Below are 20,840 nucleotides of genomic sequence, written 5' to 3'. Positions count from 1 at the left end.
CAACTCGTCGCTGACCTCCCACGGCTTTAGCCGCGCCACCCGCCACCCCTCTCACCATCGCTACAGCGAGAGATCAAAGCACAGCAGAACTCATTCTGTTAGGCGCTCTTAGCAAGAAGCCCAAACGATCAAGAAACCAAGAAGACCCCTGACGGCGTAATGCCTGATCAAGGGTCTTCTTGCATGTGTGCGGCTGGAGGTACTCGAAACCCCAACTTTTTGATCCGCAGGAGGCCCTCAGTTCGCACCTTTCGCGCCTTTGGCCTGCCCACAAGTTAAGGCCGTGAATTGACAACAGCTTCTACGGAAGACATTGGGAACGATCATGGCCGCAGAGAGTCTGCCGATTCCAAGGGTGCCAGGAGCTTGCCTACTAGATGCTGTACTAGTACTCCAACCACGCTTGGTGATGTTTGATGCGCACTAGTCCATCGAGCGGCAATTACTGCTGCGGTCAGCGTACCAGCCGTATTTGAAGAAGCTGGCCCCCTTTGGGAATCTAATACGCAGGCAAGCGTTCGATGTGGCGGCGTGATGGAGGATATCCGTGAACCTACTTACGCCGTAATCGAGCAAGGCTAGGAATCCACAAGGAACCCCCACTACTCCCGAAGCGGGTAATGACACGGCAGCTAATACGGCGGCACCCGCCAATCCCAGCCTGCACCATTGCGCAGCCTCCCGAAGCGGGCCGAAATCCCCCTTCTGTACGGCATTGTCGAGCTTCACCGTCCAGTCGTGGCTGTAGTAGTCGCTGCATGTGACGATCCCACACTTGCGGATGTGATCAGTTGCGCTGGCCTGTGCGGGAGATGTGGTCATTTGCACTACTAGGCCGATGGCAATAACCATGACCATCATAATAGTGGCCCGAAGGACACTTGAATGACGTAATTTCACAGGCTTCTCTCTCATTTAGCTCCGCCTTCTAAAAGACGAAGACCCTGTTGCAGTCTTTACAGAGCTCGGCCACCTCGGAGATTTAGACCGTTCCTAACTTTCATCATAATTACCACTTAAAGAAGGAAACCGAAAGAGGCTAACAACCTGATCTTTTTGGAATTATGATATTAATCGCCTTATTGGGCCAACGTCCTCAGAAGTATAAAAAGGTGGATTTGTCCAATAGTGCTACGTCCCGAGAAGATTGGGCGGCGAGTAAGGCCATAGTGCCCCAGCCGCAGATCGTGGCAGGAACAACCTTCCCCGGCGCTGTCACTGACCTGCGCTACGACAGCAGTGGCATTGGGGCAGCCTCCGGCATAGAACGCCCGAGACCCAAGGGTCTGTCCAGTAAATGGCTCTGGCACGAATCCGGTGGTGACGCAGCGTACGGGCTGGCAAGGTGACTTTGGTGTGCCTCGAAAGTCTTGAAGATGCTGTTCCCGCAGTTGGCCGATGTGGTCCTCGAGCAGGTGATCACAGAGCAGCAGATCGTGCGGGTACGAGCCCGAACACGACCGGTAGCAGCATCCTGCCCCGCCTGTGGAGTCCCGCCCGGCGAGTGCACGCCTACCACACACCGCGTCTGGCGGATGTGCCGGTTGGCAGCCACACCGTGGTCGTTAACCTGCGCGTACGCCGACTGGTGTGCGAGGCCTGCGGTTGTGTGCGGCAGACGTTTCGTGAACAAGTTCGGCAGGCGGCGGCTCGTTATGCGCGTCGTACTGCGGGGTTGGCCGCGCTGATCGTGGACCTGGCGGTGGTGCTGGCCGGTCGCGCCGACGTGGCTGTGCTGTCCCGGCTGGCGGTGAAGGTCTTACCGACCACGGTGCTGCGCTTGTTGATGAGCGTTCCTGCCCCAGCCGGGCCGGTGCCCGCGGTGCTGAGCGTGGACGACTTCGCGCTGCGACGAGGCAACCGCTACGCGACCTTGCTCATCGACGCGGTCACCCACCGCCGCATCGATGTGCTACCTGACCGCAAAGCCACCACATTGATCGCATGGTTACGCGAGCATCCCGGCGCCCAGGTCGTGTGCCGTGACGGCTCGGTCGCCTACGCCGAAGCCATCCGCCAGGAAACACCGGACGCGGTACAAGTCAGCGACCGCTGGCATCTGTGGCACGGCCTGACCGCCGCGGTGGAGAAGACCGTGGTCGCCCACAACCGCTGCCGGCACAGCACAGGGCCCCGCCGCACCAGCGCGCTCGCCGAATGGACCCGCCGCAAGCATGCGCAGGCCACACCCTCCTCGACCAGGGCCTCGGGCTGGGCGAATGCGCCCGACACCTGGGCTGGGGATTCAACACCGTCAAACGCTACGCCCGCGCGGCCTCGGCCAACGACCCCCTGCGCCCGCCCAAGTATGGCGCCACCCTGGTCAATCATCACCGCGAGCACCTGCGACGCCGCCTGACCGAAGAGCCCGGCGTGCCCGTCACCCACCTGCTGGCCGAGATCCTCCAGCGCGGCTACACCGCCAGCGCCAACCTGCTAGTGCGCTACCTCAACCAAGGGCGCGCCGACCCCGACCGCACCCTACCCTCACCACGCCGGCTGCTCTCCTGGCTGAACGCGGGAGTCTCACCGAAGCAGGTGGCCGAGTGGGCAGGCAACAGCGTGGAGGTCCTGCACCGCACCTATGAGAAGTGCCTCGTGGGTCACGACGAGATCGCCATGCGCCGGATCAGTGACGTTCTGCGCCCCGGACCGCGGGAACCCATTGGGAAAGATCAGCCGGAGACAGCCGACGACAGCCGGACACGGCCGGACGCCGGCACTTGATCCAGAACATGAAAAAGCCCAGGTCATCGTAGTGATGGCCTGGGCCTTCGCGCTGTGCGGCCGGAGGTACTCGAAACCCCAACCTTCTGATCCGTAGTCAGATGCTCTATCCATTGAGCTACGGCCGCTCGCTGCGTAAGCAAGCATAGCGGGTTTTGGGCGATGCCTCGAACCGGTTACCGATGCGCCCGTGTTCGGGATGTCGGGACCGGATCCTCCGGTGCCGTCGGAGCAGGAGGGACGGCCGGACACCCGGTGCGATCTTCGGACGCGACGCAGGGAGTCAGGGAATCAGGGAGTGAGGGAGTGAGGACCCGGGACACCGGGGAGGAGGACCCTGGGCGGCGAGGATGGGGGCCCGGGTCCAAGGGGCTGGAAAAGCTCGCGACGCCGAGGGGGTGGGAAGATCCGCGACGCCGGGGGCGGGAACCGAGGTGTCGGGGGCGGGGACCGAGGTGTCGAGGTGCCGAAGCACTGAGATGCGGACCCGGTGCGGCAGTGTCGGGTGATGATTCCTTCTACATCCTTGTGTGTACGAGCCCCCCGTCCCGCGCCGGATCCGCCGGACCGGCCGGGGTGATGAGATGGGGACATGAGACGAGACGACGCGCTGTGGGCCGTGGCGTGTTTCGTCGCGGCTCTTCTCCTGCTCGTCGCGGGTGCCTATGAGCACCGGTGGGCCCCGGCGTACCTGTTCGTCGGGCCGTTGGCGATCACATGTGTGGGGGTGGCGGTACGGCGGACCAGGCCGCTGCTCTCGCTCGGGCTGGGGGTGGTGGCCTTCATCGGCGACTTCGCCATGGGCCCGTCCCTGGGCACGGTCCTGATCGTCACGGACAACCTGTACTCGGGTGTCAGGTACGGCCCCCGCGCGCTGGGCCGGTGGATGCTCATCATCACCTCGGTGATCGCCGTCCTGGCGGGCGTGCTGGGAGGGGCCCTCCTCAGGCAGTGGGCTATCGGGGCCATCTTCCTGGTCCAGGCGGGCCTGGTGGGGGTGACCCCGGTCTTCACCGCGATGCTCGTCAGGCAGCTGGAGGACCAGGCCGTGGCCGAACGGGCGAGAGCCGAGCAGGTGGCGCGGCTGGCGGAGCTGGACCGGGTGGCGGCGGTGCAGGCCGAGCGGACCCGGATGGCGCGGGAGCTGCACGACATGATCGCCAATCACTTCAGCGCGATCGCCATCCAGTCCACCGCCGTCCTGTCGCGCACGGATCTGGAGGCGCGGACGGTACGGGGGGTACTGGAGTCCATCAGGGAGAACAGTGTCGAGGGAATGGAGGAGATGCGTGCCATGATCGGGCTGCTCCGCCAGGACGGCGAGGAGCCCGAGGCGACGCGGAGACGGCTGGCCGAGGTCGAGGACCTGGTCGAACGAGCCCGGGTCGCGGGGCTCGACGTGCGCCTGCGCGTGGACGGCCCTCCCAGGGAACTGCCCGCCTCGGTGGACCTGGCCGGCTACCGGATCGTCCAGGAGTCGCTCACCAACGCGCTCAAGCACGGCGGCAAGGCCGCGGACCTGGTGATCGGCTACCGGCCCGGCCTGGTCATGCTTACCGTGGACAACCCGCTCGGCGACGTGGACGGCGCGCTTCCCGGCGCGGGTGCGGGGATCATCGGTATGCGGGAGCGTACGGCCCTGCTGGGCGGCGTCTTCGAGGCCGGGCCGTACGGTGACGGCTGGCGCGTCCGCGCCGAGCTGCCCACCCAGGAGAGCGTCCGGCCGGCCGTGCGGGAGAGCACATGAGCATCCGCGTCCTCGTCGCCGACGACCACGCCGCGGTCCGTGCCGGGATCGTCCTCATCCTCGACGGCCACGAGGACATCGAGGTCGTCGGCCAGGCCGCCGACGGGGAGGAGGCCGTCGCGATGGCCCGCGACCTCCGCCCCGACGTGGTGCTGATGGACATCCGGATGCCCCGGCTCGACGGGATCTCCGCGACGCGCGAGCTGAGCGGGATCACCGACGTGCTGATCCTGACCACGTTCGACATCGACGAGTACGTCTTCGGCGCGCTCCGGGCCGGAGCGGCCGGGTTCCTGCTGAAGAACACCGACGCCGACGCGCTGGTGCAGGCGGTGCGGGTGGTGGCCCGCGGCGAGGGACTGATCGCGCCGGCGGTCACCCGGCGGTTGATCTCCGCCTTCGGCGCGTCGGTCCCGCAGCGCAGGTCGTACGAGATCGGCGTCCTCACCCCGCGCGAGCGCGAGGTGCTGGCCTGCATCGGACGGGGCCTGTCGAACGCGGAGATCTCCGCGGAGCTGGACATGGCCGAGGCGACGACGAAGACGCACGTCAGCCGGTTGCTGAACAAGCTCGGGCTGCGCAGCCGCGTCCAGGCCGCGATCCTGGCCCAGGAGCTCTCCACGGAGCGGTGAGCGCGGGCACGGTACGGCATCGCGCGGGTCGTCCGGTGAGGGCCGTTCTCGGGACCGATCGTTCGGGCGAAGACGGTCCCGGGCGGAGGGATTCGGAGACGGTCCAGGCGAAGGAGCCCGAAGGCGGTCCGGGCGAAGGAAATCCGAGGCGATCCGGACGAAGGAATTCGAAGGCGGTCCAGGCCGAGGGACTCGGAGGGAGGCCGTCCGGGGAGAGGCCGCCCGCCCGAAAAGGACTCCTCGCCGGAGGTGGCGAGGGCCGTGCTCGGGCGGACGGCCCGGAGGGCGCGTCGCGCCTACCTGCGCGTTCCAGGACGTTCCCGGCCGGTGCCGGGCCGCTCCCGGTGGTACCGGGCGGTCAGGAGGTCTCGGCCGGGACGTACAGGGAGAGGGTCTCCGCGACGCAGGCGGGCCTGTCCCGGTCCTCGATCTCCACGGTCATCCGCATGTTCGACAGGTAGCCCGACGGGGTGCCCTTGACGTCGACGAGTTCGGCGCCGGCGCGGATCCGCGACCCGACCGGGATCGGCGAGGGGAAGCGGACCTTGTTCAGCCCGTAGTTGATCCCCATGGCCAGGCCGTCCACCCGGAACAGTTCCACCATGAAGGAGGGCAGCAGCGACAGGCTCAGGTACCCGTGGGCGATGGTGGCTCCGAAGGGGCCCTGCTTGGCCTTTTCGACGTCGACGTGGATCCACTGGTGGTCGTCGGTCGCGTCGGCGAACAGGTTGACCTGCTCCTGGGTGACCTCACGCCAGCCGGTGTGGCCGAGGTGTTCCCCGACGGCGGCCTTGAGCTCGATGACATTGGCGAAAATCCTCATGTCTGGAACTTTATTCCGTTCCGGGTGCGGCGAGAAGATCGCGGTACCGACTCCCTCCCGTACGGTGGACGCGTCCCGGCCCTGCCGGAGCAGGACGGCCGGTCCTCGCGTGTCCGGCGGGTCGCCCGGCCCGGGAGCACGCACCCCCCACTTCCGGACACCACTCTTCCTCTTTTCGTACAGTCCGCATCTTGTTTTCGCCGTACGGCCCGTGACGCAACATCGGCCGTTCACGCCGGCTGCCTAGCGTGCCGCCATGAGACGACGCATGACGATCACCATCGGCACGGCCGCGCTGGCGCTGGCGATGTCCGCGCCGGCGGTCGCCGAGCCCGGGCGCGCCACCCCCGCCCCGTCCGTCACCGACCCGGCCCCCACCCGGCAGGCCGACGCGGAGCGGTCCGGTTCGGACAGGCACGGTTCCGGTGGCCACCGGTTCGGCCGCGCCACGCTGACCGGCTTCGCCTCCCTGCCCGCGCTGACCTTCGTACCCGGCAGCGAGCCCTCGGGGACGCAGCTGGGCACCGCCCCGGTCAACGGCGTGACCCCGCCGTTCACCGGGCAGCCGGTGCAGGGGTTCAGCGGCATCGTGCGGCGGCACGACGGCACCTTCGACGTGCTGTCGGACAACGGCTACGGCTCCAAGTCCAACAGCGCCGACTTCCTGCTGCGGGTGCACAGGATCAAGCCCGACTTCCGGCGTGGCACGGTGGCGCTGCTGGGCGGCTTCGACCTGAGCGACCCCGACGGGCACGTCACCTGGCCGCTCACCCGGGCGGACCGGAAGCTGACCGGCGCCGACTTCGACGTGGAGTCGATCGTCCGGACCTTCGACGGCACCTACTGGATCGGGGACGAGTTCGGCCCGTTCCTGCTGCACTTCTCCCGTTCCGGCAGGCTGCTGGAGGCACCGGTGCCGCTGCCCGGCGTGAAGGCACCGGAGAACCCGTCCCTCGACGGCGAGCAGCCGAACCTCGGCCGGAGCAAGGGCTTCGAGGGCATGGCGCGCTCGGTCGACGGCAGGACGCTGTACCCGATGCTGGAGGGCACGGTGACCGGTGACACCGCCGGGACGCTGCGGATCAACGAGTTCGACCTGCGCGGGAGGGCGTACACCGGCAGGACGTGGACCTACCGGCTGGAGAGCCCCGACAACGCGATCGGGGACATGATCGCGGTCGACCGTCACCGGTTCCTGGTCATCGAGCGCGACAACCTGCAGGGGGACGCGGCCCTGACCAAGCGCATCTACCTGGTGGACCTCCGCCACCCGGACCTGCGCAAGACCCTCGTCGCGGACCTGCTCGACCTGGCCGACCCGCGCCGGCTCGGCGGTTCCGGCGAGACCTTCCGCTTCCCGTTCCAGACCATCGAGGACGTGGTGATCCTCGACGACCGCACGCTGGGCGTGCTCGACGACAACAACTTCCCGTTCTCGGCAGGCCGCACTCCGGGTAAGCCCGATGACAATGAGTTCATCACCGTACGTCTGACCCGTCCGCTTCTGGCGGACCCCCGCGCCCGGCTCTGACGCCCCGCGGGACCGGACGGCGACACGGTGCACCTCGCAGGCGCCGGAACGCACCGTGTCGCGGCCACCGGGGGCCCGGTGGCGGGACGGCGAACGGATCCGGCCGCCCGGGAACGGGGAACGGATCCGGCCGCCCGACGACGGTGACGGGGAACGGATCCGTCCGGGTGCCGGAAACGGCGCGGATCCGCGGCCCGGAACGGCACCGGCTCCCCCGCGACGTGAACAATTAGGATAAAAGAGCAAATAGGAATAGATAAACCATCATTGATCTTCAGGGTGTCATTTGTTTGCCCTGCCTCAACCTTTTCAATGCCCTATCTCACTGACCGAGGGGTATCTCCTAGCTACTACCACTTATGGGGTAGCGAGGTGTATCAGATGTTTTCGGAATCAGAAACGAGATGGGGAAATAACGTGCTTCCTCGAAAGAGCAGAGGGATATCGGAGCCGGTCTCCGGCAGGCGGGTGGGCGTTCTGGCCGTCGCGGCGTTCGCCGCCATCCTCATGACGTCGGCCCAGCCGGTCAACGCCGCCGCGGCACAGGAGTGCTCGCCCGGCTCGATCTCACAGCCGAGCGCGGCGGGCGCTCCCGGCGGCCTGTCCGCCCCTTACCCCGACCCCTCTCGGCGCCAGTACCGGGACCGCGGCCGCGAGGCGAGCCCCTACGACAGGTGGCGGGGACGGTCGCAACGCCAGCAGGTACGTCCCCCCGACCGCTACCGCGGCCACAGGGGCGGCTACGCAGAGAGCCGGCGCCCGGAGCGCGAGCGTCTCACCCGTTCCGAGAGGCTGCTCAGGGACCTCCAGAACGACCCGTCGTTCCCGGAGATCATCATTCGCGAGCAATGAGACCTGCGGGTGGCCTCCGGTGTCCGGTTCCGGCACGGCGCGGGAGGCGACACCCGGTCAGGGCCGGTACGAGCCGGTGACATCCGCCCGGTGCCGGTACGGCGCGACGAGAAGAAGCGGCCCCGTACCGGCATCGGGCCGGGCACCCCGAAGCGGCCCTGGGCCCTTCCGGGAAAAAACCCTCCGATCCAAAAGTACGAAAACCTCTATCACCCCTACGGCCGAATAAGCCATCAAATCACACCAAAACCCGGACGAGAGTAGATTTTCCTTCGCCCCACTGTTTATTTGCCCTTCCTCAACTATGCAGGTGCGTTGCCCCCATAAGGCCCGGGTATCTCCTATTCGCTGTCACTTCCGTGACTGCGTGACGGATCCGGACTTTTCGGAATTAGCAAGACATGGGGAAATCAATTGCTTCCTCGCAATAGCAGGTGGGTGTCATCCCTCCTCTCCAGCAAGCGTATCGGCGCCTTGGCCGTCGCGACGATGGCAGGCGTCCTCGTGATGTCGTCGAACCAGGCACCGGCGAACGCCACGATCGAGCCGGGCGGGGCCCTCACGTCCGCACCTCACGGCGACAGCGGCGGAACCGGCCTTCTTCACAGATCCGTACATCAGGACGAAAAGCCCATTCTTCACCGAAACCGGCATTGTGGGTGCCGTAGAGCGCATCGCCGCTGCGGGTGTCACGGCCGGCACCACGACTGGAGGGGAGAACGTGGCCCGCGCGGCCTGCCCGGGCCTCCCGGACCTCCGGGACCTCCCGGGCCTCCCGGACCCGCAGGGCTCACCGGCCTGGTCGGCCCGGCGGTGGTCCCGGGAGCCGTGACGAACGCGGGCCCCGCAGCCACGGGAACCGTGAAGGGCACGGGCGCGCCGGGGACGAACACCGCCACCTCCTCCACGTCCGCCACCCTCGGACCCGAGGGCCCGGCAGGACCCGCAGGACCCGCAGGAGTGCCGGGCCCCGCAGGACCGGCCGGAGCGATCGGTCCTGCGGGACCGGCAGGGCCGGCAGGACCCGCGGGAGTGCCGGGACCGGCGGGAACGACAGGGCCGGCGGGACCCGCAGGGCCCGGGGGTGCGATCGGCCCCGCAGGACCGGCGGGACCGGCCGGAGCGATCGGTCCCGCGGGACCGGCGGGACGCGCGACCGTTCTCAGCGCGCCGAAGGTCGTGACCGTTCCGGGACCGAGAGGACCGGCGGGTCCGGCGGGTCCGGCGGGGCTCAGAGGACCGGCCGGGCCCGCGGGTCTCAAGGGGGCGACCGGGCTCAGAGGTCCGGCAGGACCGGTGGGTCCCAAGGGGGCGGCAGGAGTCTCGCAGCCGGTCCAGCCGGTCGCATGCTCCGGCATGTCCGTCGCTCCCGCGGTCTCCGCGATCCGGCTGACCCCGGTCAGCCCCGTCTGTTCGGTCGGATCCATCGCCTCGATCGGTCCCGGCTACTCGATCGTCTCGGACGGATCCATCGGGTCGATCGACCTGACCGGCCCCGCCGGTCCGATCGGTTTGATCAGCCCGATCGGTTCACTCGGCTCGCTCGGGTCCATCGGGTTCGCCGTACCGGCCGGCCACTCCGGATCGGCATGCTCCCTCGGTGTCGCCGGGTACGCCGGGTACGCCGGCCGGCCGTGCTCGGCCGGTTCCGTCGGCCTCGCCGGGGCCTTCGGCCTCGGCACGGCGGTCTGCGCTCCCGACACCAGCATGATCACCGCTCTCACCGGTACGGCGAAGCCGTCGATCATGTGCGTTCCGTAGGTCCGCACGGGCGCCGCGCGGGCGGGACCGCGGCCCACCGGCCCGTGGGTACGGGCCGCCGGATCCGCACACCGGCGTACGTGCCATCGGGCCCGTACGCCGGTGGCCCGGCCCGGCCCCGCGACGGGTGAGGGCAGGAACGAGAACGGGATGTCGTGCCCGATGACCGTCGGGCACGACACCCCCGCCGGGGTCGCGCGCTCATCGAGCGGCGCTCAGCCGCCCGGCGAAGTCCTCCGCGATCTCCAGGAGGCGGGCGCGGGAGGAGGTCGTGGTCTGCACGTCGATGAACACCTCGTCGGCTCCCACCTCCCTCGCGGCCAGGATGTACTCGCTGACCTGCTCCACGGTGCCGACGTGCGGCGCCCGGTCCTTTTCGGCCGGTCGCGCGGTGATCTCCGCGTTGACCCGCATCACCAGGCGCAGTCCTGAGGGGTCCCGGCCCGCCTCCTCGGCGGCCCGGCAGACCATGCCCCACAGCGCCTTCAGGTACGGCAGCGGCATGGCGACCCCGAGCCAGCCGTCGGCGCGCCGCCCGACCCGTTCGAGGGCCGAGGGGGTGAAACCCGCGAGCAGGATCGGCGGGCGCGGCCTCTGGAACGGTTTGAGGTCGACGTGCGAGGGAGGCACCGTCCACAGCGGTCCCCGATGCTCCACCACCTCCGAGGTCCAGACCGACTCCATCAGGTCGAGGGTCTCCTCCAGCCTGGCTCCCCGGGCCGCCCACGGCACGCCCGCCGCGGCGTACTCGTCGCGCAGCCAGCCCAGGCCGATGCCCACGTCCAGCCGTCCGTGGCTGAGCAGGTCCAGCGAGGTCAGGCCGCGCGCGAGCAGGACGGGCGGATGCCACAGCGCGTTGAGCGTGCTGGTTCCCAGCCGTACCCGGCGGGTGTTGAGCGCGGCGATCGTCAGCGCCGACAGCGGGTCGAAACTCGTCGCGTACTCGGGCGGCATCACGCCGTCGCCGCCCAGGTAGCGATCGCTGGGCGAGAGCGGCCGGAGGATGCGGTCACCGGCCCACAGGCTGTCGTAGCCCATGGTCTCCAGCGTCCCGCTGACCTCGCCGATGAGGTCGGGGTCGGCGTGGACCCCGAACTGCGGTACCGCGAACCCGATGCGCATGAACGGTCACCTCTCCTGTCGCCGGCCCCGGGAACGGGATCGTCCACGTCCGGGCGGACGACGCGATCTCAGGCGGCCGTCCCGTCGGCCGGGCCGGTTCCCTCGCCCACGATCCGTCACCCTCTCACCCCGCCGACGCGGCGCGCACCAGGCGGAGCTGGCCGATCTCGGCGACGTTCTTCATCAGTTCGGCGTTCACCCAGGCGACCATGTGCGCGACGGTCAGCTCGGGGGCGTCCTGCCACGGGAACGGCGCGGTGGCGTCCAGGTCGGTGTCGGTGAACCCGTCCAGCACCGCCAGCCACTCCGTACGGAGGCCGCGCAGCCATTCGACGGCCGACTCCCGGTCACCGGGCCATTCGATGTCCTCGCGCGGACGCGGCGTCCTTTTCCGGGCGTGGTCGATGGCCGTCGACCACCACCAGCCGACATGCCAGCCGATCCAGCCGATCGTGGGGACCGGGACGGGGTCGGGCTCGGACTCCTCCCAGTCCGGCCTCCACACCCCGTCGGCGCCGGGGCGTACCGTCCAGCAGAGGGAGGCGGGCTCCCACAGGACGTCCTCCTCCGTCAGCCGGTCCAGGTGGAACTCGAACAACGACCAGGTCAGGTCGAACTGCCAGCGCAGCACGTCACGGCGAGAAACAGGCATCGGGTGACCCTGCCACACGCCCCCCGTCCCCCGGCAACCGGTTTTCGGCCGCTGCGAGGCCGCTGAGGCCGCTGTGAGACCGCTGTGAGGTCGGGCGGAAAGGGCCGGAAGGGCTGAAAGGGCCGGAAGGGCGGGAAAGGCGGAAATCGCCTCGGCCGGGCGACGACCCGTGTGCGACGATCCTCATATGCCGATCGATCAGCATCTGCTCGTGCTCTTCACCGTGACCACGATCATCGCCATGATCACCCCCGGCCCGGACATGCTGTTCGTCCTGGGGTGCGGGATGCGCGGGGGCCCGCGTGCCGGGCTGTTCGCCACGGCCGGGGTGGCGACCAGCGAGGCCGTGCACGTCGCCGTGGCCGCCGTGGGGCTGGCCGCGCTCTTCGAGGCGGTGCCGACCGCGTTCACGGTGGTCCGCATCGTCGGGGCCGCGTACCTGATCTACCTGGGTGTCCAGATGATCCGTAAGCGCAAGGAGGGGCAGCTGGACACGGCGGCCTCCGGCGGGGGGATGTCGGGCCGCCGGGCGTATCTCAGCGGCCTGATGACCAACCTGCTGAACCCGAAGATGGTCACCTTCACCATCGCCTTCCTGCCCCAGTTCGTCAACCCGGCCCTGGGCCAGGTGTGGCTGCAGTTCGCGATCCTCGGGACGATCCTGATCGTGCTGGAGTTCATCGTCGACGGCGCGGTCGGCGTGCTCGCGGGCCGGATCGGCGGGTGGCTGCGCCACCGGCAGGCCGCTCGCCGCCGCATCGACGTCGCGACAGGAGGGATCTTCGTCGGCCTGGGGGTGAAGCTGGCCGTCGAGCGGTGACCTCCCGCCGCCCCTCCGGCATCGTCCTCCTGGATCCCGGCCGAACGCGCCGGGGAGCGAACGGGAGAGGTCAGGCGCGGCGGAGGACGGCCTGGGCCGCCGTGAGACGTTCCACCTCGTCACCACCGGAACCGTCACCGGAGCCGCTCGCGGAACCGTCATCGGAGCCGCTCACGGAACCGTCATCGGAGCCGCTCGCGGAACCGTCGCCGGAGCCGCTCGCGACGTCGTTCACGGAACCGCTCGCGGAGTCGCCCGCGACGTCACTCGCACAGCCGCTCGCGGGCCCCGGGTCACCGCCCCGGGCGCCGTCCGGGACGCCCGTGACCTCGTCGGCCCACGCCAGCAGGCGGCGCAGGTGGGGGTCGGTGCCGGACGTCACGACGCGGGCGCTGCCGACGACGACCTCCCCGCCGGTCCCGTCGACGGTGACGAACGTGCCCTCCGGGACGGTGCGCCCACCGGCCCGCACGCGGGCGGCGGCGACGTCGACCGTGAGGTCCGTGGCTCCCACGACGGCGGGCTTGCCCATCGCCCGCGCGACGACGGCGGCGTGACTGGCCGGTCCGCCACCGGCGGTGACGACTCCCGCGGCCGCGGCCAGGCCGTGCATGTCGAGCGGGGAGGTGTGCGGGCGCACCAGGATGACCGGGCCGGTGGCGGCCATCCGCACCGCCCGGTCGGCGGTGGTCGCCACCCTTCCGGCCGCGACGCCCGGACAGGCTCCCGTGCCCCGGACCAGGACGTCGGTCGCGCCGGTCACCTCCATCCGAGGGGTGCGGGCGTGTCGCAGGTGCCGCGGGGAGACACGGAGCAGCGCGTCGTGGCGGCCGATGACGCCCTCGTCGGCGAGGTCGACCGCGGCGCGGACGGCGGCGCGCCCGGAGAGGCCGCCGGCCCGTACCTGCAGCACCCACAGCTCGCCCGCCTCGAAGGTGAACTCCACGTGGCAGGCGTCGCGGTAGTGCTCCTCGATCCGGTTCAGGGCCCTGAGCAGGTCGTCCCACACCCGCGGCTCCCGGTCGGCCAGATCGGACAGTGGGCGGGTCGCCGAGCGCCCGGAGACGACGTCCTCGCCCTGGTGGCCGAACAGGACCTCGCCGAACGGGACGTTCTCACCGGTGTTGGGGTCGCGGCTGAACGCGACACCGGTGCCGCTGCGGTCGTCGCGGTTGCCGTACACCATGGCCTGTACGACGACGGCCGTGCCGAGGTCGTGCGGGATGCCGTGCAGCTCGCGGTAGGTCCTGGCGCGCGGCGTGTCCCAGGACGAGAACACCGCCCTGACGGCCGGCTCCAGCTGACGCGCCGCGTCGTCCGGGACCGGCTCACCGGCCCGTTCGCGGACGAGGGCCTCGACGCCCCGGATCGCCGCGGCCAGGCGCGCCTCCTCGCCGACGCCCTCACCGACACCGACGCCACCCCCGACACCGACACCGACGCCGTCACCACCCCCGGCGCCCCCGCCTTCGACGCCGCCCCCGACACCGACGCCCCGGCCGGTGGCCCGGCGCACGACGGCCTCCAGGCTCTCCGGCCCCACGCCGAAGACGGCCGAGGCGTAACCGGACAGGAACCGCAGGCGCGCGTCGAGGGCGAACCGCGGCTCACCCGTCTCGGCCGCCAGCCCGGCCGTGGTCCCGGTCGTGAGGCCGACGTTGAGGATCGTGTTCATCATGCCGGGCATCGACACGCTGCCGCCCGAGCGGACCGACACCGTCAGCGGCCGCTCGGTCCCGCCGAGGCGTCGTCGCGTGGTGGCCTCCAGTCCCGAGACGGCGGCCGCCAGCTCGGCGTCCAGGCCCTCGGGGAACCGCCCGTCACGAAGAAAGGCGCGGCACGCCCCGGTGCCGATGACGAACCCGGGAGGTACGGGCAGGCCGAGGCGGCGCAGCACGACGAGGCCGTACCCCTTGCCGCCCAGGACGCTCGCGGTCTCCCCGGCCTCCGCCGAGATCGGGTGAATCCAGGCCATCGAGGTAGCATATCGACGTGCCGAACCCGCCCCACGCGACCAGCGTGGACCTGCTGACACTTCACGCGCTCCGCTGTCTCGGGTTCGTCGACCTCTCCCGCGTGTCCGAGGCGACGGGGCTGTCCGAGTCCGACGTCGAGTCCGAGCTGATCGACCTCGCCGTGGCCGGCCTGGTCACGCGTACCCCGGGTGACTTCGGCGGGTGGGGGCTCACCGAGGCCGGCCGCGCCGCCGACACCGAGCGGATCGCCGCCGAGCTGGACGCGGCGGGCACCCGCGCCACGGTGTCCAGGGTGTACGACGACTTCCTCGTGCTCAACCCGGAGCTGCTCGACCTGTGCACGGCCTGGCAGATGCGGTCCGCCGACGGTGCCGTGACCCTCAACGAACACGACGACCCCGCCTACGACGCCCGCGTCCTGAACCTTCTCGGCGACCTCGACCGGCGTGCCGAGATCGCCTGCGCGGACCTGTACGCGACGATGCTCCGGTTCCGCAGGTACCGGACCCGGCTCGCCGACGCGCTCACCCGCGCCAGGGCCGGTGAGCCGCGGTACGTGACGGACGACCTCGCGTCCTACCACAACGTGTGGTTCCAGCTCCACGAGGACCTGCTCGTCACCCTGGGCATCCCCCGCCACTGAGCCGCCCGCTCCCCCTCCGGCCGACCGGGTGCGGCGCGTACGAGGACCACGCGTACGAGAACCACGCGCACGAGGAGCGCGTGAGCGAGGACGGTGCGTACGGGGACCGCGGATTCCTTACTTTCGTCGGTGTCGGCGGCGACCGGGAACGCGGCAGGCTGACGCCATGATCGAATTCAAGGGCGTCTCGAAGCGGTACGGGGACAAGGTCGCCGTGGACCGTCTGACCGTCACGGTCCGCCCCGGGCATATCACCGGCCTTCTCGGGCCGAACGGCGCGGGGAAGTCGACGTCGATGCGGCTCCTGCTCGGCCTGGACCGGCCGACCTCGGGAGAGGTCACGATCGGCGGCATCCCGTACGCGCGGTTGCGGAACCCGCTGCGGGTCGTGGGCGCGCATCTGGACGGCCGTGCCGCCCACCCGGGGCGGACGGCACGTTCGCACCTCCTGGGGCTGGCGCGCTACAACGGCATTCCCGCCCACCGGGTCGACGAGGTTCTCGACGAGGTCGGGCTGACGGCCGTCGCCCGCAGGCGGGTGGGCGGTTTCTCGCTGGGAATGGGACAGAGGGTCGGCATCGCGGCCGCTCTCCTCGGTGACCCGCGGATCCTGGTCCTCGACGAGCCGGTCAACGGCCTCGACACCGACGGCGTGCGGTGGATGCGCGGGCTCCTGCGGAGGTTCGCCGCCGACGGCCGTACCGTCCTGGTGTCCAGCCATCTCATGGCCGAGATGCATCAGACGGCCGACCGCGTCGTCGTCCTCGGCCGGGGCCGCCTGCTCGCCGACTGCCCCGTCTCCGAGCTCACCGCGGGCGCGGAGAACGGTGTGATCGTACGGACCCCGGCGGGCCTCGACCTCACCGCGTTCACCCGGGCGTTGCGGGCCCGTGGCATGACCCCGGAGACGTCGGGCCCCTGCGAGCTGACCGTCGGCGGCGGGTCCGCGGAGGCCGTCGGAGACATCGCCTTCGCCCATCGCGTCCCGCTCCACACCCTCGCGACGGTACCGATGACCCTCGAACAGGGGTACCTGCGGCTCGTCCAGGACGACGTGGAGTACACGACCGCTACGACAGGGGGAACGGCGGCATGATCGGCGCGTTGAGAGCGGAGTGGGGCAGGACCTGGTCGATCCGGTCGCCCTGGTTCTGCCTGGCGGGTGCGGTGCTGACCGTGGTGGGCATCGCCGGCACGCTGGCGAACGACTTCGTCCACGGCCTCGGCACCGGTGAGCACGGCACGGCCGACACGATGGCGGCGAGCGACGCCGCAGGACCCGCCGTCCAGTTCGGCCTCGTGGTGTTCGCGGCGTTCGCCATGATCACGATCACCTCGGAGTACGCGACGGCCGGCATCCTGGCCACGTTCCAGGCCGAGCCCCGGCGGGTCCTCGTCCTGGCCGCCAAGGCGGCGGTCGCGGCCGGTGTCGGCCTTCCCGCGGGGGCGCTGGCCGGTTGTCTCGCCACGGCGCTGGCACACCTGACGCTGGGCGGGCACGCCGCACCGGCGTCCGAGGTGGCGGCCGTCACCGGCCTTCGTGCCGGAGCGCTGTTCGCGGTGAGCGCCGTCCTGGTCGTGGCCCTCGGCGCGCTGATCCGGAGCGCGGTCGGCACCCTCGCGGTCGCGGTCGTGCTGCTCGTCGGCACGCTCGCGCTGCCGTCGGTCGCCGCCTGGACACCGGCGGGGGCCGTCGCGGAGTTCCTCGGGGCCGGTCAGGGCACGTATCCTCCGATCGCGGGGCTGCTGGTGGTCGCCGCCTGGGCCGCGGCGCTCTTCGCCGGCGCGTCGTGGGCTCTGACCCGGCGTGACGCGTGATCCGACCCGGCGGACGCGTGACGCGGCCCGGCGTGACGCGTGATCCGGCCCGGCGGACGCGTGACGCGGCCCGGCATGATGCCAGGGAGGGAGGGCACATGCGCCTGTCCGCTCCGCGCGGCGGCGGCGTCCTTCTCGGGCTCGGCGTCGCGGCCGAGGTCGCCGTCGTCGGTTACTGGGTCGCGTCGGCGAACACCCTCGTCCTCCTCGGCGCGCAGGCACTGCTCGCGCTCCTCGCGGCCTGCCTCGGCCTCGTCGTACGGTTCCGGCGGATCAGCCGCGACCTTCACGCGCAGACGATCGAGGCCGTCGCGGCTCAGGAACGCTCCCGCATCGCCGAGGACATGCACGACACGCTCGGCCACCACCTGAGCGTCATGGCACTCCGGGCGGGGGCGTTGCAGGTCCACGCCGAGGGGAGGGCGGCGGACACCGCCGCCGCCCTGCGCCGGGACGCCGAGCGGGCGGTCGAACAGCTCCACGAGATCCTCGGCGTGCTGCATCCCGGCCGCCTGACGTCCCGGGAGGAGCACGACGACATCGAGGCCCTGCTGCACCGGGCGATCGACGCCGGCGCCGAGATCGTCCACACCGGGGTGCTGGGCGATGACCACCCCGCTCCGGTCCGGCGCCACCTGTACCTGATCCTTCGCGAGGCCCTCACCAACGCGACGCGGCACGCCCCGGGACGGGTGATCCACGTCGACGTCGGCACGACCCCGTCCGGCAGCGTCACGGTCACCGTACGGAACGATCTCCCGGCGGAGCCGGACCTGCCGCCCGGGCGGCCGGACAGGGCGCCACGCGGGATCGCCTCGCTGGAACGGCGGATCTCCGCGATCGGCGGCACCGTCGAGGCGGCGGCCGGCCAGGGCGAGTTCGTCCTCGTCGCGTCGCTCCCGCACCGGCCTCGCCCGGCGGCGGGCCCGCCGCGGTCCTTCGCGCGGCGTTCCCCCCTGCTGGTGCTCCTGCGAAGGACGCTTCCTCCCGCGCTCGCCGCGCTCGCCGCCCTGATGGCCTTCTACGGGTGGTCGGTCCACGACACCACCATGGAGGAGACGGATTTCGCGCTCGTCTCCGCCGGGATGAGCGAGGCGGAGGTGGCTCCCCTCCTGCCGCCGCTCGAAGCCGTCGTCCGCCTGGTACCGTCCCCGCCCCGTCCGGCCGGCTGGCGATGCGACCACTACACCGACGGGAACTTCCCGCTCGGCCTGGCGACCTTCGAGATCTGCTACCGGGGCGGAACCGTGGTCCGCACGACCGACCTGCGGCGCCGGTCGTGGATGTGATCCGCGTCCTCGTCGCCGACGACGAGCCCGTCGTCCGACGGCAGATCCGGGACATCCTGTCCAGTACCCCCGACATCGCCGTCACCGCCGAGACGTCCACCGGACCGGGCACCGTCGCCGCCGTCTCGGCCCGGGAGCCGGACGTCGTGCTGATGGACATCCGCATGCCGGGCGGCGACGGGCTGTCCGCGGCGGAACGGATCCGCGAGGACCTTCCGGAGCAGGTCATCGTCATCCTCACCACCTTCGGTGAGGACGCCTACGTCGACCGTGCCCTCCGGCTCGGCGTGAACGGCTTCCTCCTCAAGTCCGGGGACCCGTACGAGCTCATCAACGGCATCCGGGCGGCCGCGGCCGGTGGCGCCTGCCTCTCGCCCCATGTCGCCGCCCGGCTCATCCGCAGGCTGCCCCGTCCCGCCGGACCGCGACCTCCCGGGCACGGTGCCCTCGCCGGGCTCACCCCCGGTGAGCGCCGGATCCTGGTCTCCCTGGCGCGGGGCAGGTCCAACGCGGAGATCGCGGCGGAACACTTCCTCACCGAAGGCACCGTCAAGGGCTACGTCAGCGCGATCTTCGTCCGTCTCGGTGTGCGGAACCGGGTCGAGGCGGCGATCCTCGCCCACGAGTCGGGGCTTCTCCGCTGAGCCGAGGGACCCGCCGGGCGGCGCGGTCCGCCCTACGCCTTGGCTCATGATCACCGTCTGGAACCGGCTGCGGGCACGGCGTTCACCTGCGGCCGTACCCGGGCTGCGCGGGACATCGCCCAGATCCCGGTCAGCACGAGCACGCTCCATCGCGACATGGGCGCCGCGGACGCACCGCGCCGCGGGCGGCGGTCCGCCCGCGGCGCGGGCGTCGGGTTCCTCGGACCGTACGACGAGCGCTCAGCCGCGCTGCCCCGGACGATCGACGATCACCGACGACAGCAGGGCCGTCCTCCACACCGCGCCCTTGTGGAAGGCGGGCTCGCTGTCGCCCAGGAACTCGTCGCGCAGCCAGACCGTCTGCTCCCCCAGGTAGCGGTAGGTGCCCGGGTCGAGGATGAAGTAGCGGCGTGAGGCCTGGTCGCCGGGCTCCTCCTTCCACAGGCCCAGGCCGGCGCGGCCCGCGGCGTCGACGACGCCCTGCTCGATCCGGACGCCCGGGATGCGCGCCAGGGCCCGGAACAGGGTCGCCTCCAGCCGCGGTGGCATCGAGCCGTACCTGCTGAGATAGAGCATGATCACCCGGTAGGCGCGGGCGTCGTCCGGTTCGGCGTTCTCCGGGCCGCTCTCCTCCCGGGGGTAGTCGATCCAGTGGCGGTCGCCGGTGACCTTGGCCAGCAGCTTCTCCGGGTCGGTCGGCAGCTCGCGGAGCTTGGCGTCGTACTGCTGCGGCGACAGGTCGTCGTCCCCAGGGTCCGGGGGGACGTCCTCGACGACCAGTTCGCCGTTCTCGTCGAAGCCGGCGCTCTGCGCGCCGTCGTAGCGCATCCATCCCTCCCGGGTCTCGACCGTGTCCGAGTTCGGCTGCTTGTCCAGCGTCCTGGTGTACTGCCACTGCGTCGGCAGGGGCGTCCGGTCGCCCTTCCGCCTGCCCGCCACCTCGGCGGCGCGGGCCAGCACCACGTCGGAGTCGAGCCTGACGACCGGCGGCAGGCTCACCGGGTCGGGGGCGGGCGGTTCCGGCCGCAGGACGGTCACGGCGAGCACGGCGAGCACGGCGGTGACCCCCGCCGCCACGCCGACGAGCAGGCGGCGCCCCGGTGCCCACCTGTTCCGCCGCATCCGCGTCAGCAGCCGCCGCCGCTCCTGGACGACCCAGTCCCGATCCGGCTCGGGGACCTCGGCACGCCACTCGCGCAGCGATCGCAGGTCATCCATCGAAAGACTCCTCTCGGGTCGTCACGGGGTTGGAACCACCGAGGGCCCGGCGCGTCCTGGCCCTGGCCCGGTGCAGGCGTGATCTGACGGTGCCGACCGGGATGTCCAGCGCGCGGGCGACGTCCTCGTACGACATGTCGGCCCAGGCCACGAGGAGCAGCACCTCCCGGTCGCCGGGGGACAGCTTCGCCAGTGCCGCCGCCAGCCCGGCCTGCTGGGCGGCGACCCGGTCGTCGACGCGTTCGGCGTAGGGCTCGGCGATCTCGTCGACGCCGCTGCGGACCAGCGCCCGGTAGAACCGGACCTCCGTCCTGCGGTGCCGGCCGATGAGCCGGGCGGTGATGCCGTACAGCCAGGGCCGCGCGTCGGGATGGGCCGCGTCGTAGCGGTGGCGGCGCCGGAAGGCGGTCAGGAAGGCGTCGGAGACGATGTCGTCGGCCAGGGAGGACCCCAGCCGCCGGGCGACGTAGCGCCGCAGGGCGGGCGCGTGCCGGTCGAACAGGTCGGCGAACGCCTCCGGGACGCTCTCCGAGCGCCGTATCAGCTCGGCGTCGTCGACCCTGCCGGATTCCTCAGTGATCACAT

The 20,840-nt window shown here is 70.7% G+C and carries 20 protein-coding genes and 1 tRNA gene; 13 read left to right on the top strand and 8 right to left on the bottom strand.

Annotated features, from left to right (window positions below; translation table 11 throughout):
* Positions 1 to 423: 423 nt before the first annotated feature.
* On the bottom strand, positions 424 to 852 hold the full coding sequence (locus ACIBCT_RS39760; protein ID WP_399197222.1) for a hypothetical protein: 429 nt from the start codon (positions 850 to 852) through the stop codon (positions 424 to 426).
* Between the two features lie 652 nt (positions 853 to 1,504).
* Between ACIBCT_RS39760 and ACIBCT_RS39755 the strand changes: the two genes are divergently transcribed.
* Together ACIBCT_RS39755 and ACIBCT_RS39750 are read left to right on the top strand one after the other, a co-directional pair.
* A complete protein-coding gene (locus ACIBCT_RS39755; RefSeq protein WP_399197221.1) occupies positions 1,505 to 2,359 on the top strand; it encodes an ISL3 family transposase in 855 nt (284 codons plus the stop codon).
* 14 nt (positions 2,360 to 2,373) lie between these two features.
* Entirely contained in the window at positions 2,374 to 2,727 is a 354-nt protein-coding gene (locus ACIBCT_RS39750; protein WP_399197220.1) for a hypothetical protein, read from the top strand.
* Between the two features lie 55 nt (positions 2,728 to 2,782).
* Here the strand turns inward: ACIBCT_RS39750 and ACIBCT_RS39745 are convergent.
* A tRNA-Arg gene (locus ACIBCT_RS39745) sits at positions 2,783 to 2,855 on the bottom strand.
* A 464-nt stretch (positions 2,856 to 3,319) separates the two neighbouring features.
* Here ACIBCT_RS39745 and ACIBCT_RS39740 point away from each other — a divergent pair.
* Together ACIBCT_RS39740 and ACIBCT_RS39735 are read left to right on the top strand one after the other, a co-directional pair.
* Positions 3,320 to 4,474 (top strand): sensor histidine kinase, encoded by a 1,155-nt coding sequence (locus tag ACIBCT_RS39740; protein WP_399197219.1) that lies wholly within the window; start codon positions 3,320 to 3,322, stop codon positions 4,472 to 4,474.
* Positions 4,471 to 5,106, top strand: coding sequence for a response regulator (locus tag ACIBCT_RS39735; RefSeq protein WP_399197218.1), 636 nt, complete (start codon positions 4,471 to 4,473; stop codon positions 5,104 to 5,106). The genes ACIBCT_RS39740 and ACIBCT_RS39735 overlap by 4 nt, the downstream gene beginning before the upstream one ends.
* A 358-nt stretch (positions 5,107 to 5,464) precedes the next feature.
* Here the strand turns inward: ACIBCT_RS39735 and ACIBCT_RS39730 are convergent, their stop codons facing one another.
* Positions 5,465 to 5,929 (bottom strand): MaoC family dehydratase, encoded by a 465-nt coding sequence (locus tag ACIBCT_RS39730; RefSeq protein ID WP_399197217.1) that lies wholly within the window; start codon positions 5,927 to 5,929, stop codon positions 5,465 to 5,467.
* A gap of 256 nt (positions 5,930 to 6,185) precedes the next feature.
* Here ACIBCT_RS39730 and ACIBCT_RS39725 point away from each other — a divergent pair, with 256 nt between their 5' ends.
* The 3 genes from ACIBCT_RS39725 (at position 6,186) to ACIBCT_RS39715 (ending at position 10,073) form a co-directional block, all read left to right on the top strand.
* A complete protein-coding gene (locus ACIBCT_RS39725; protein ID WP_399197216.1) occupies positions 6,186 to 7,460 on the top strand; it encodes an esterase-like activity of phytase family protein in 1,275 nt (424 codons plus the stop codon).
* A 417-nt stretch (positions 7,461 to 7,877) separates the two neighbouring features.
* Positions 7,878 to 8,312, top strand: a complete 435-nt coding sequence (locus ACIBCT_RS39720) for a hypothetical protein (protein WP_399197215.1) — start codon at positions 7,878 to 7,880, stop codon at positions 8,310 to 8,312.
* Between the two features lie 1,356 nt (positions 8,313 to 9,668).
* Positions 9,669 to 10,073 carry a hypothetical protein gene (locus ACIBCT_RS39715; RefSeq protein WP_399197214.1) on the top strand — a complete coding sequence of 135 codons (405 nt, stop codon included), beginning with the start codon at positions 9,669 to 9,671 and terminating at the stop codon, positions 10,071 to 10,073.
* Positions 10,074 to 10,274: 201 nt separating this feature from the next.
* On the opposite strand, the gene ACIBCT_RS39710 is transcribed toward ACIBCT_RS39715, so the two are convergent.
* On the bottom strand, positions 10,275 to 11,195 hold the full coding sequence (locus ACIBCT_RS39710; RefSeq protein ID WP_399197213.1) for a TIGR03619 family F420-dependent LLM class oxidoreductase: 921 nt from the start codon (positions 11,193 to 11,195) through the stop codon (positions 10,275 to 10,277).
* Positions 11,196 to 11,319: 124 nt separating this feature from the next.
* A complete protein-coding gene (locus tag ACIBCT_RS39705; protein WP_399197212.1) occupies positions 11,320 to 11,847 on the bottom strand; it encodes a DinB family protein in 528 nt (175 codons plus the stop codon).
* A gap of 187 nt (positions 11,848 to 12,034) precedes the next feature.
* Between ACIBCT_RS39705 and ACIBCT_RS39700 the strand changes: the two genes are divergently transcribed.
* The gene (locus tag ACIBCT_RS39700; protein WP_399197211.1) at positions 12,035 to 12,667 is read left to right on the top strand and encodes a LysE family translocator; all 633 of its coding nucleotides are present in this window, start codon (positions 12,035 to 12,037) and stop codon (positions 12,665 to 12,667) included.
* Between the two features lie 70 nt (positions 12,668 to 12,737).
* On the opposite strand, the gene ACIBCT_RS39695 is transcribed toward ACIBCT_RS39700, so the two are convergent.
* Positions 12,738 to 14,642 (bottom strand): pyruvate, phosphate dikinase, encoded by a 1,905-nt coding sequence (locus ACIBCT_RS39695; protein ID WP_399197209.1) that lies wholly within the window; start codon positions 14,640 to 14,642, stop codon positions 12,738 to 12,740.
* Positions 14,643 to 14,659: 17 nt separating this feature from the next.
* Here ACIBCT_RS39695 and ACIBCT_RS39690 point away from each other — a divergent pair, with 17 nt between their 5' ends.
* The 5 genes from ACIBCT_RS39690 to ACIBCT_RS39670 all read left to right on the top strand — a co-directional run bounded on the left by ACIBCT_RS39690 (position 14,660) and on the right by ACIBCT_RS39670 (position 19,037).
* Positions 14,660 to 15,286 carry a transcriptional regulator gene (locus ACIBCT_RS39690; RefSeq protein WP_399197208.1) on the top strand — a complete coding sequence of 209 codons (627 nt, stop codon included), beginning with the start codon at positions 14,660 to 14,662 and terminating at the stop codon, positions 15,284 to 15,286.
* 166 nt (positions 15,287 to 15,452) lie between these two features.
* Positions 15,453 to 16,382, top strand: coding sequence for an ATP-binding cassette domain-containing protein (locus tag ACIBCT_RS39685; protein WP_399197207.1), 930 nt, complete (start codon positions 15,453 to 15,455; stop codon positions 16,380 to 16,382).
* Positions 16,379 to 17,104, top strand: a complete 726-nt coding sequence (locus tag ACIBCT_RS39680; protein WP_399197206.1) for a hypothetical protein — start codon at positions 16,379 to 16,381, stop codon at positions 17,102 to 17,104. Before ACIBCT_RS39685 ends, ACIBCT_RS39680 begins: the two co-directional genes overlap by 4 nt.
* A gap of 98 nt (positions 17,105 to 17,202) precedes the next feature.
* Positions 17,203 to 18,393, top strand: coding sequence for a sensor histidine kinase (locus ACIBCT_RS39675; protein WP_399197205.1), 1,191 nt, complete (start codon positions 17,203 to 17,205; stop codon positions 18,391 to 18,393).
* Positions 18,384 to 19,037, top strand: a complete 654-nt coding sequence (locus ACIBCT_RS39670; RefSeq protein ID WP_399197204.1) for a response regulator — start codon at positions 18,384 to 18,386, stop codon at positions 19,035 to 19,037. The genes ACIBCT_RS39675 and ACIBCT_RS39670 overlap by 10 nt, the downstream gene beginning before the upstream one ends.
* A 240-nt stretch (positions 19,038 to 19,277) precedes the next feature.
* Here ACIBCT_RS39670 and ACIBCT_RS39665 read toward each other — a convergent pair whose 3' ends face one another.
* Positions 19,278 to 20,255: a CU044_5270 family protein gene (locus ACIBCT_RS39665; protein ID WP_399197203.1), complete on the bottom strand. Its 978-nt coding sequence runs from the start codon at positions 20,253 to 20,255 to the stop codon at positions 19,278 to 19,280.
* On the bottom strand, positions 20,248 to 20,838 hold the full coding sequence (locus ACIBCT_RS39660) for an RNA polymerase sigma factor (RefSeq protein ID WP_399197201.1): 591 nt from the start codon (positions 20,836 to 20,838) through the stop codon (positions 20,248 to 20,250). The genes ACIBCT_RS39665 and ACIBCT_RS39660 overlap by 8 nt, the downstream gene beginning before the upstream one ends.
* Positions 20,839 to 20,840: the final 2 nt, after the last annotated feature.

Source organism: Streptosporangium sp. NPDC050855 (assembly GCF_044456585.1).
GTDB classification, from domain to species: Bacteria; Actinomycetota; Actinomycetes; order Streptosporangiales; family Streptosporangiaceae; genus Streptosporangium; species Streptosporangium longisporum.
Note: the sequence above shows the minus strand (reverse complement) of the source record. Positions and strands in the feature narration are given on the sequence as shown.

What these genes read in the sequence shown, in the direction of transcription:
- ACIBCT_RS39760 (WP_399197222.1), bottom strand. Translation starts at nt 852, where the DNA reads ATGGTTATTGCCATCGGCCTAGTAGTGCAAATGACCACATCTCCCGCA.
- ACIBCT_RS39740 (WP_399197219.1), top strand. Translation starts at nt 3,320, where the DNA reads ATGAGACGAGACGACGCGCTGTGGGCCGTGGCGTGTTTCGTCGCGGCT.
- ACIBCT_RS39735 (WP_399197218.1), top strand. Translation starts at nt 4,471, where the DNA reads ATGAGCATCCGCGTCCTCGTCGCCGACGACCACGCCGCGGTCCGTGCC.
- ACIBCT_RS39730 (WP_399197217.1), bottom strand. Translation starts at nt 5,929, where the DNA reads ATGAGGATTTTCGCCAATGTCATCGAGCTCAAGGCCGCCGTCGGGGAA.
- ACIBCT_RS39725 (WP_399197216.1), top strand. Translation starts at nt 6,186, where the DNA reads ATGAGACGACGCATGACGATCACCATCGGCACGGCCGCGCTGGCGCTG.
- ACIBCT_RS39715 (WP_399197214.1), top strand. Translation starts at nt 9,669, where the DNA reads ATGTCCGTCGCTCCCGCGGTCTCCGCGATCCGGCTGACCCCGGTCAGC.
- ACIBCT_RS39710 (WP_399197213.1), bottom strand. Translation starts at nt 11,195, where the DNA reads ATGCGCATCGGGTTCGCGGTACCGCAGTTCGGGGTCCACGCCGACCCC.
- ACIBCT_RS39705 (WP_399197212.1), bottom strand. Translation starts at nt 11,847, where the DNA reads ATGCCTGTTTCTCGCCGTGACGTGCTGCGCTGGCAGTTCGACCTGACC.
- ACIBCT_RS39700 (WP_399197211.1), top strand. Translation starts at nt 12,035, where the DNA reads ATGCCGATCGATCAGCATCTGCTCGTGCTCTTCACCGTGACCACGATC.
- ACIBCT_RS39695 (WP_399197209.1), bottom strand. Translation starts at nt 14,642, where the DNA reads ATGGCCTGGATTCACCCGATCTCGGCGGAGGCCGGGGAGACCGCGAGC.
- ACIBCT_RS39685 (WP_399197207.1), top strand. Translation starts at nt 15,453, where the DNA reads ATGATCGAATTCAAGGGCGTCTCGAAGCGGTACGGGGACAAGGTCGCC.
- ACIBCT_RS39680 (WP_399197206.1), top strand. Translation starts at nt 16,379, where the DNA reads ATGATCGGCGCGTTGAGAGCGGAGTGGGGCAGGACCTGGTCGATCCGG.
- ACIBCT_RS39675 (WP_399197205.1), top strand. Translation starts at nt 17,203, where the DNA reads ATGCGCCTGTCCGCTCCGCGCGGCGGCGGCGTCCTTCTCGGGCTCGGC.
- ACIBCT_RS39665 (WP_399197203.1), bottom strand. Translation starts at nt 20,255, where the DNA reads ATGGATGACCTGCGATCGCTGCGCGAGTGGCGTGCCGAGGTCCCCGAG.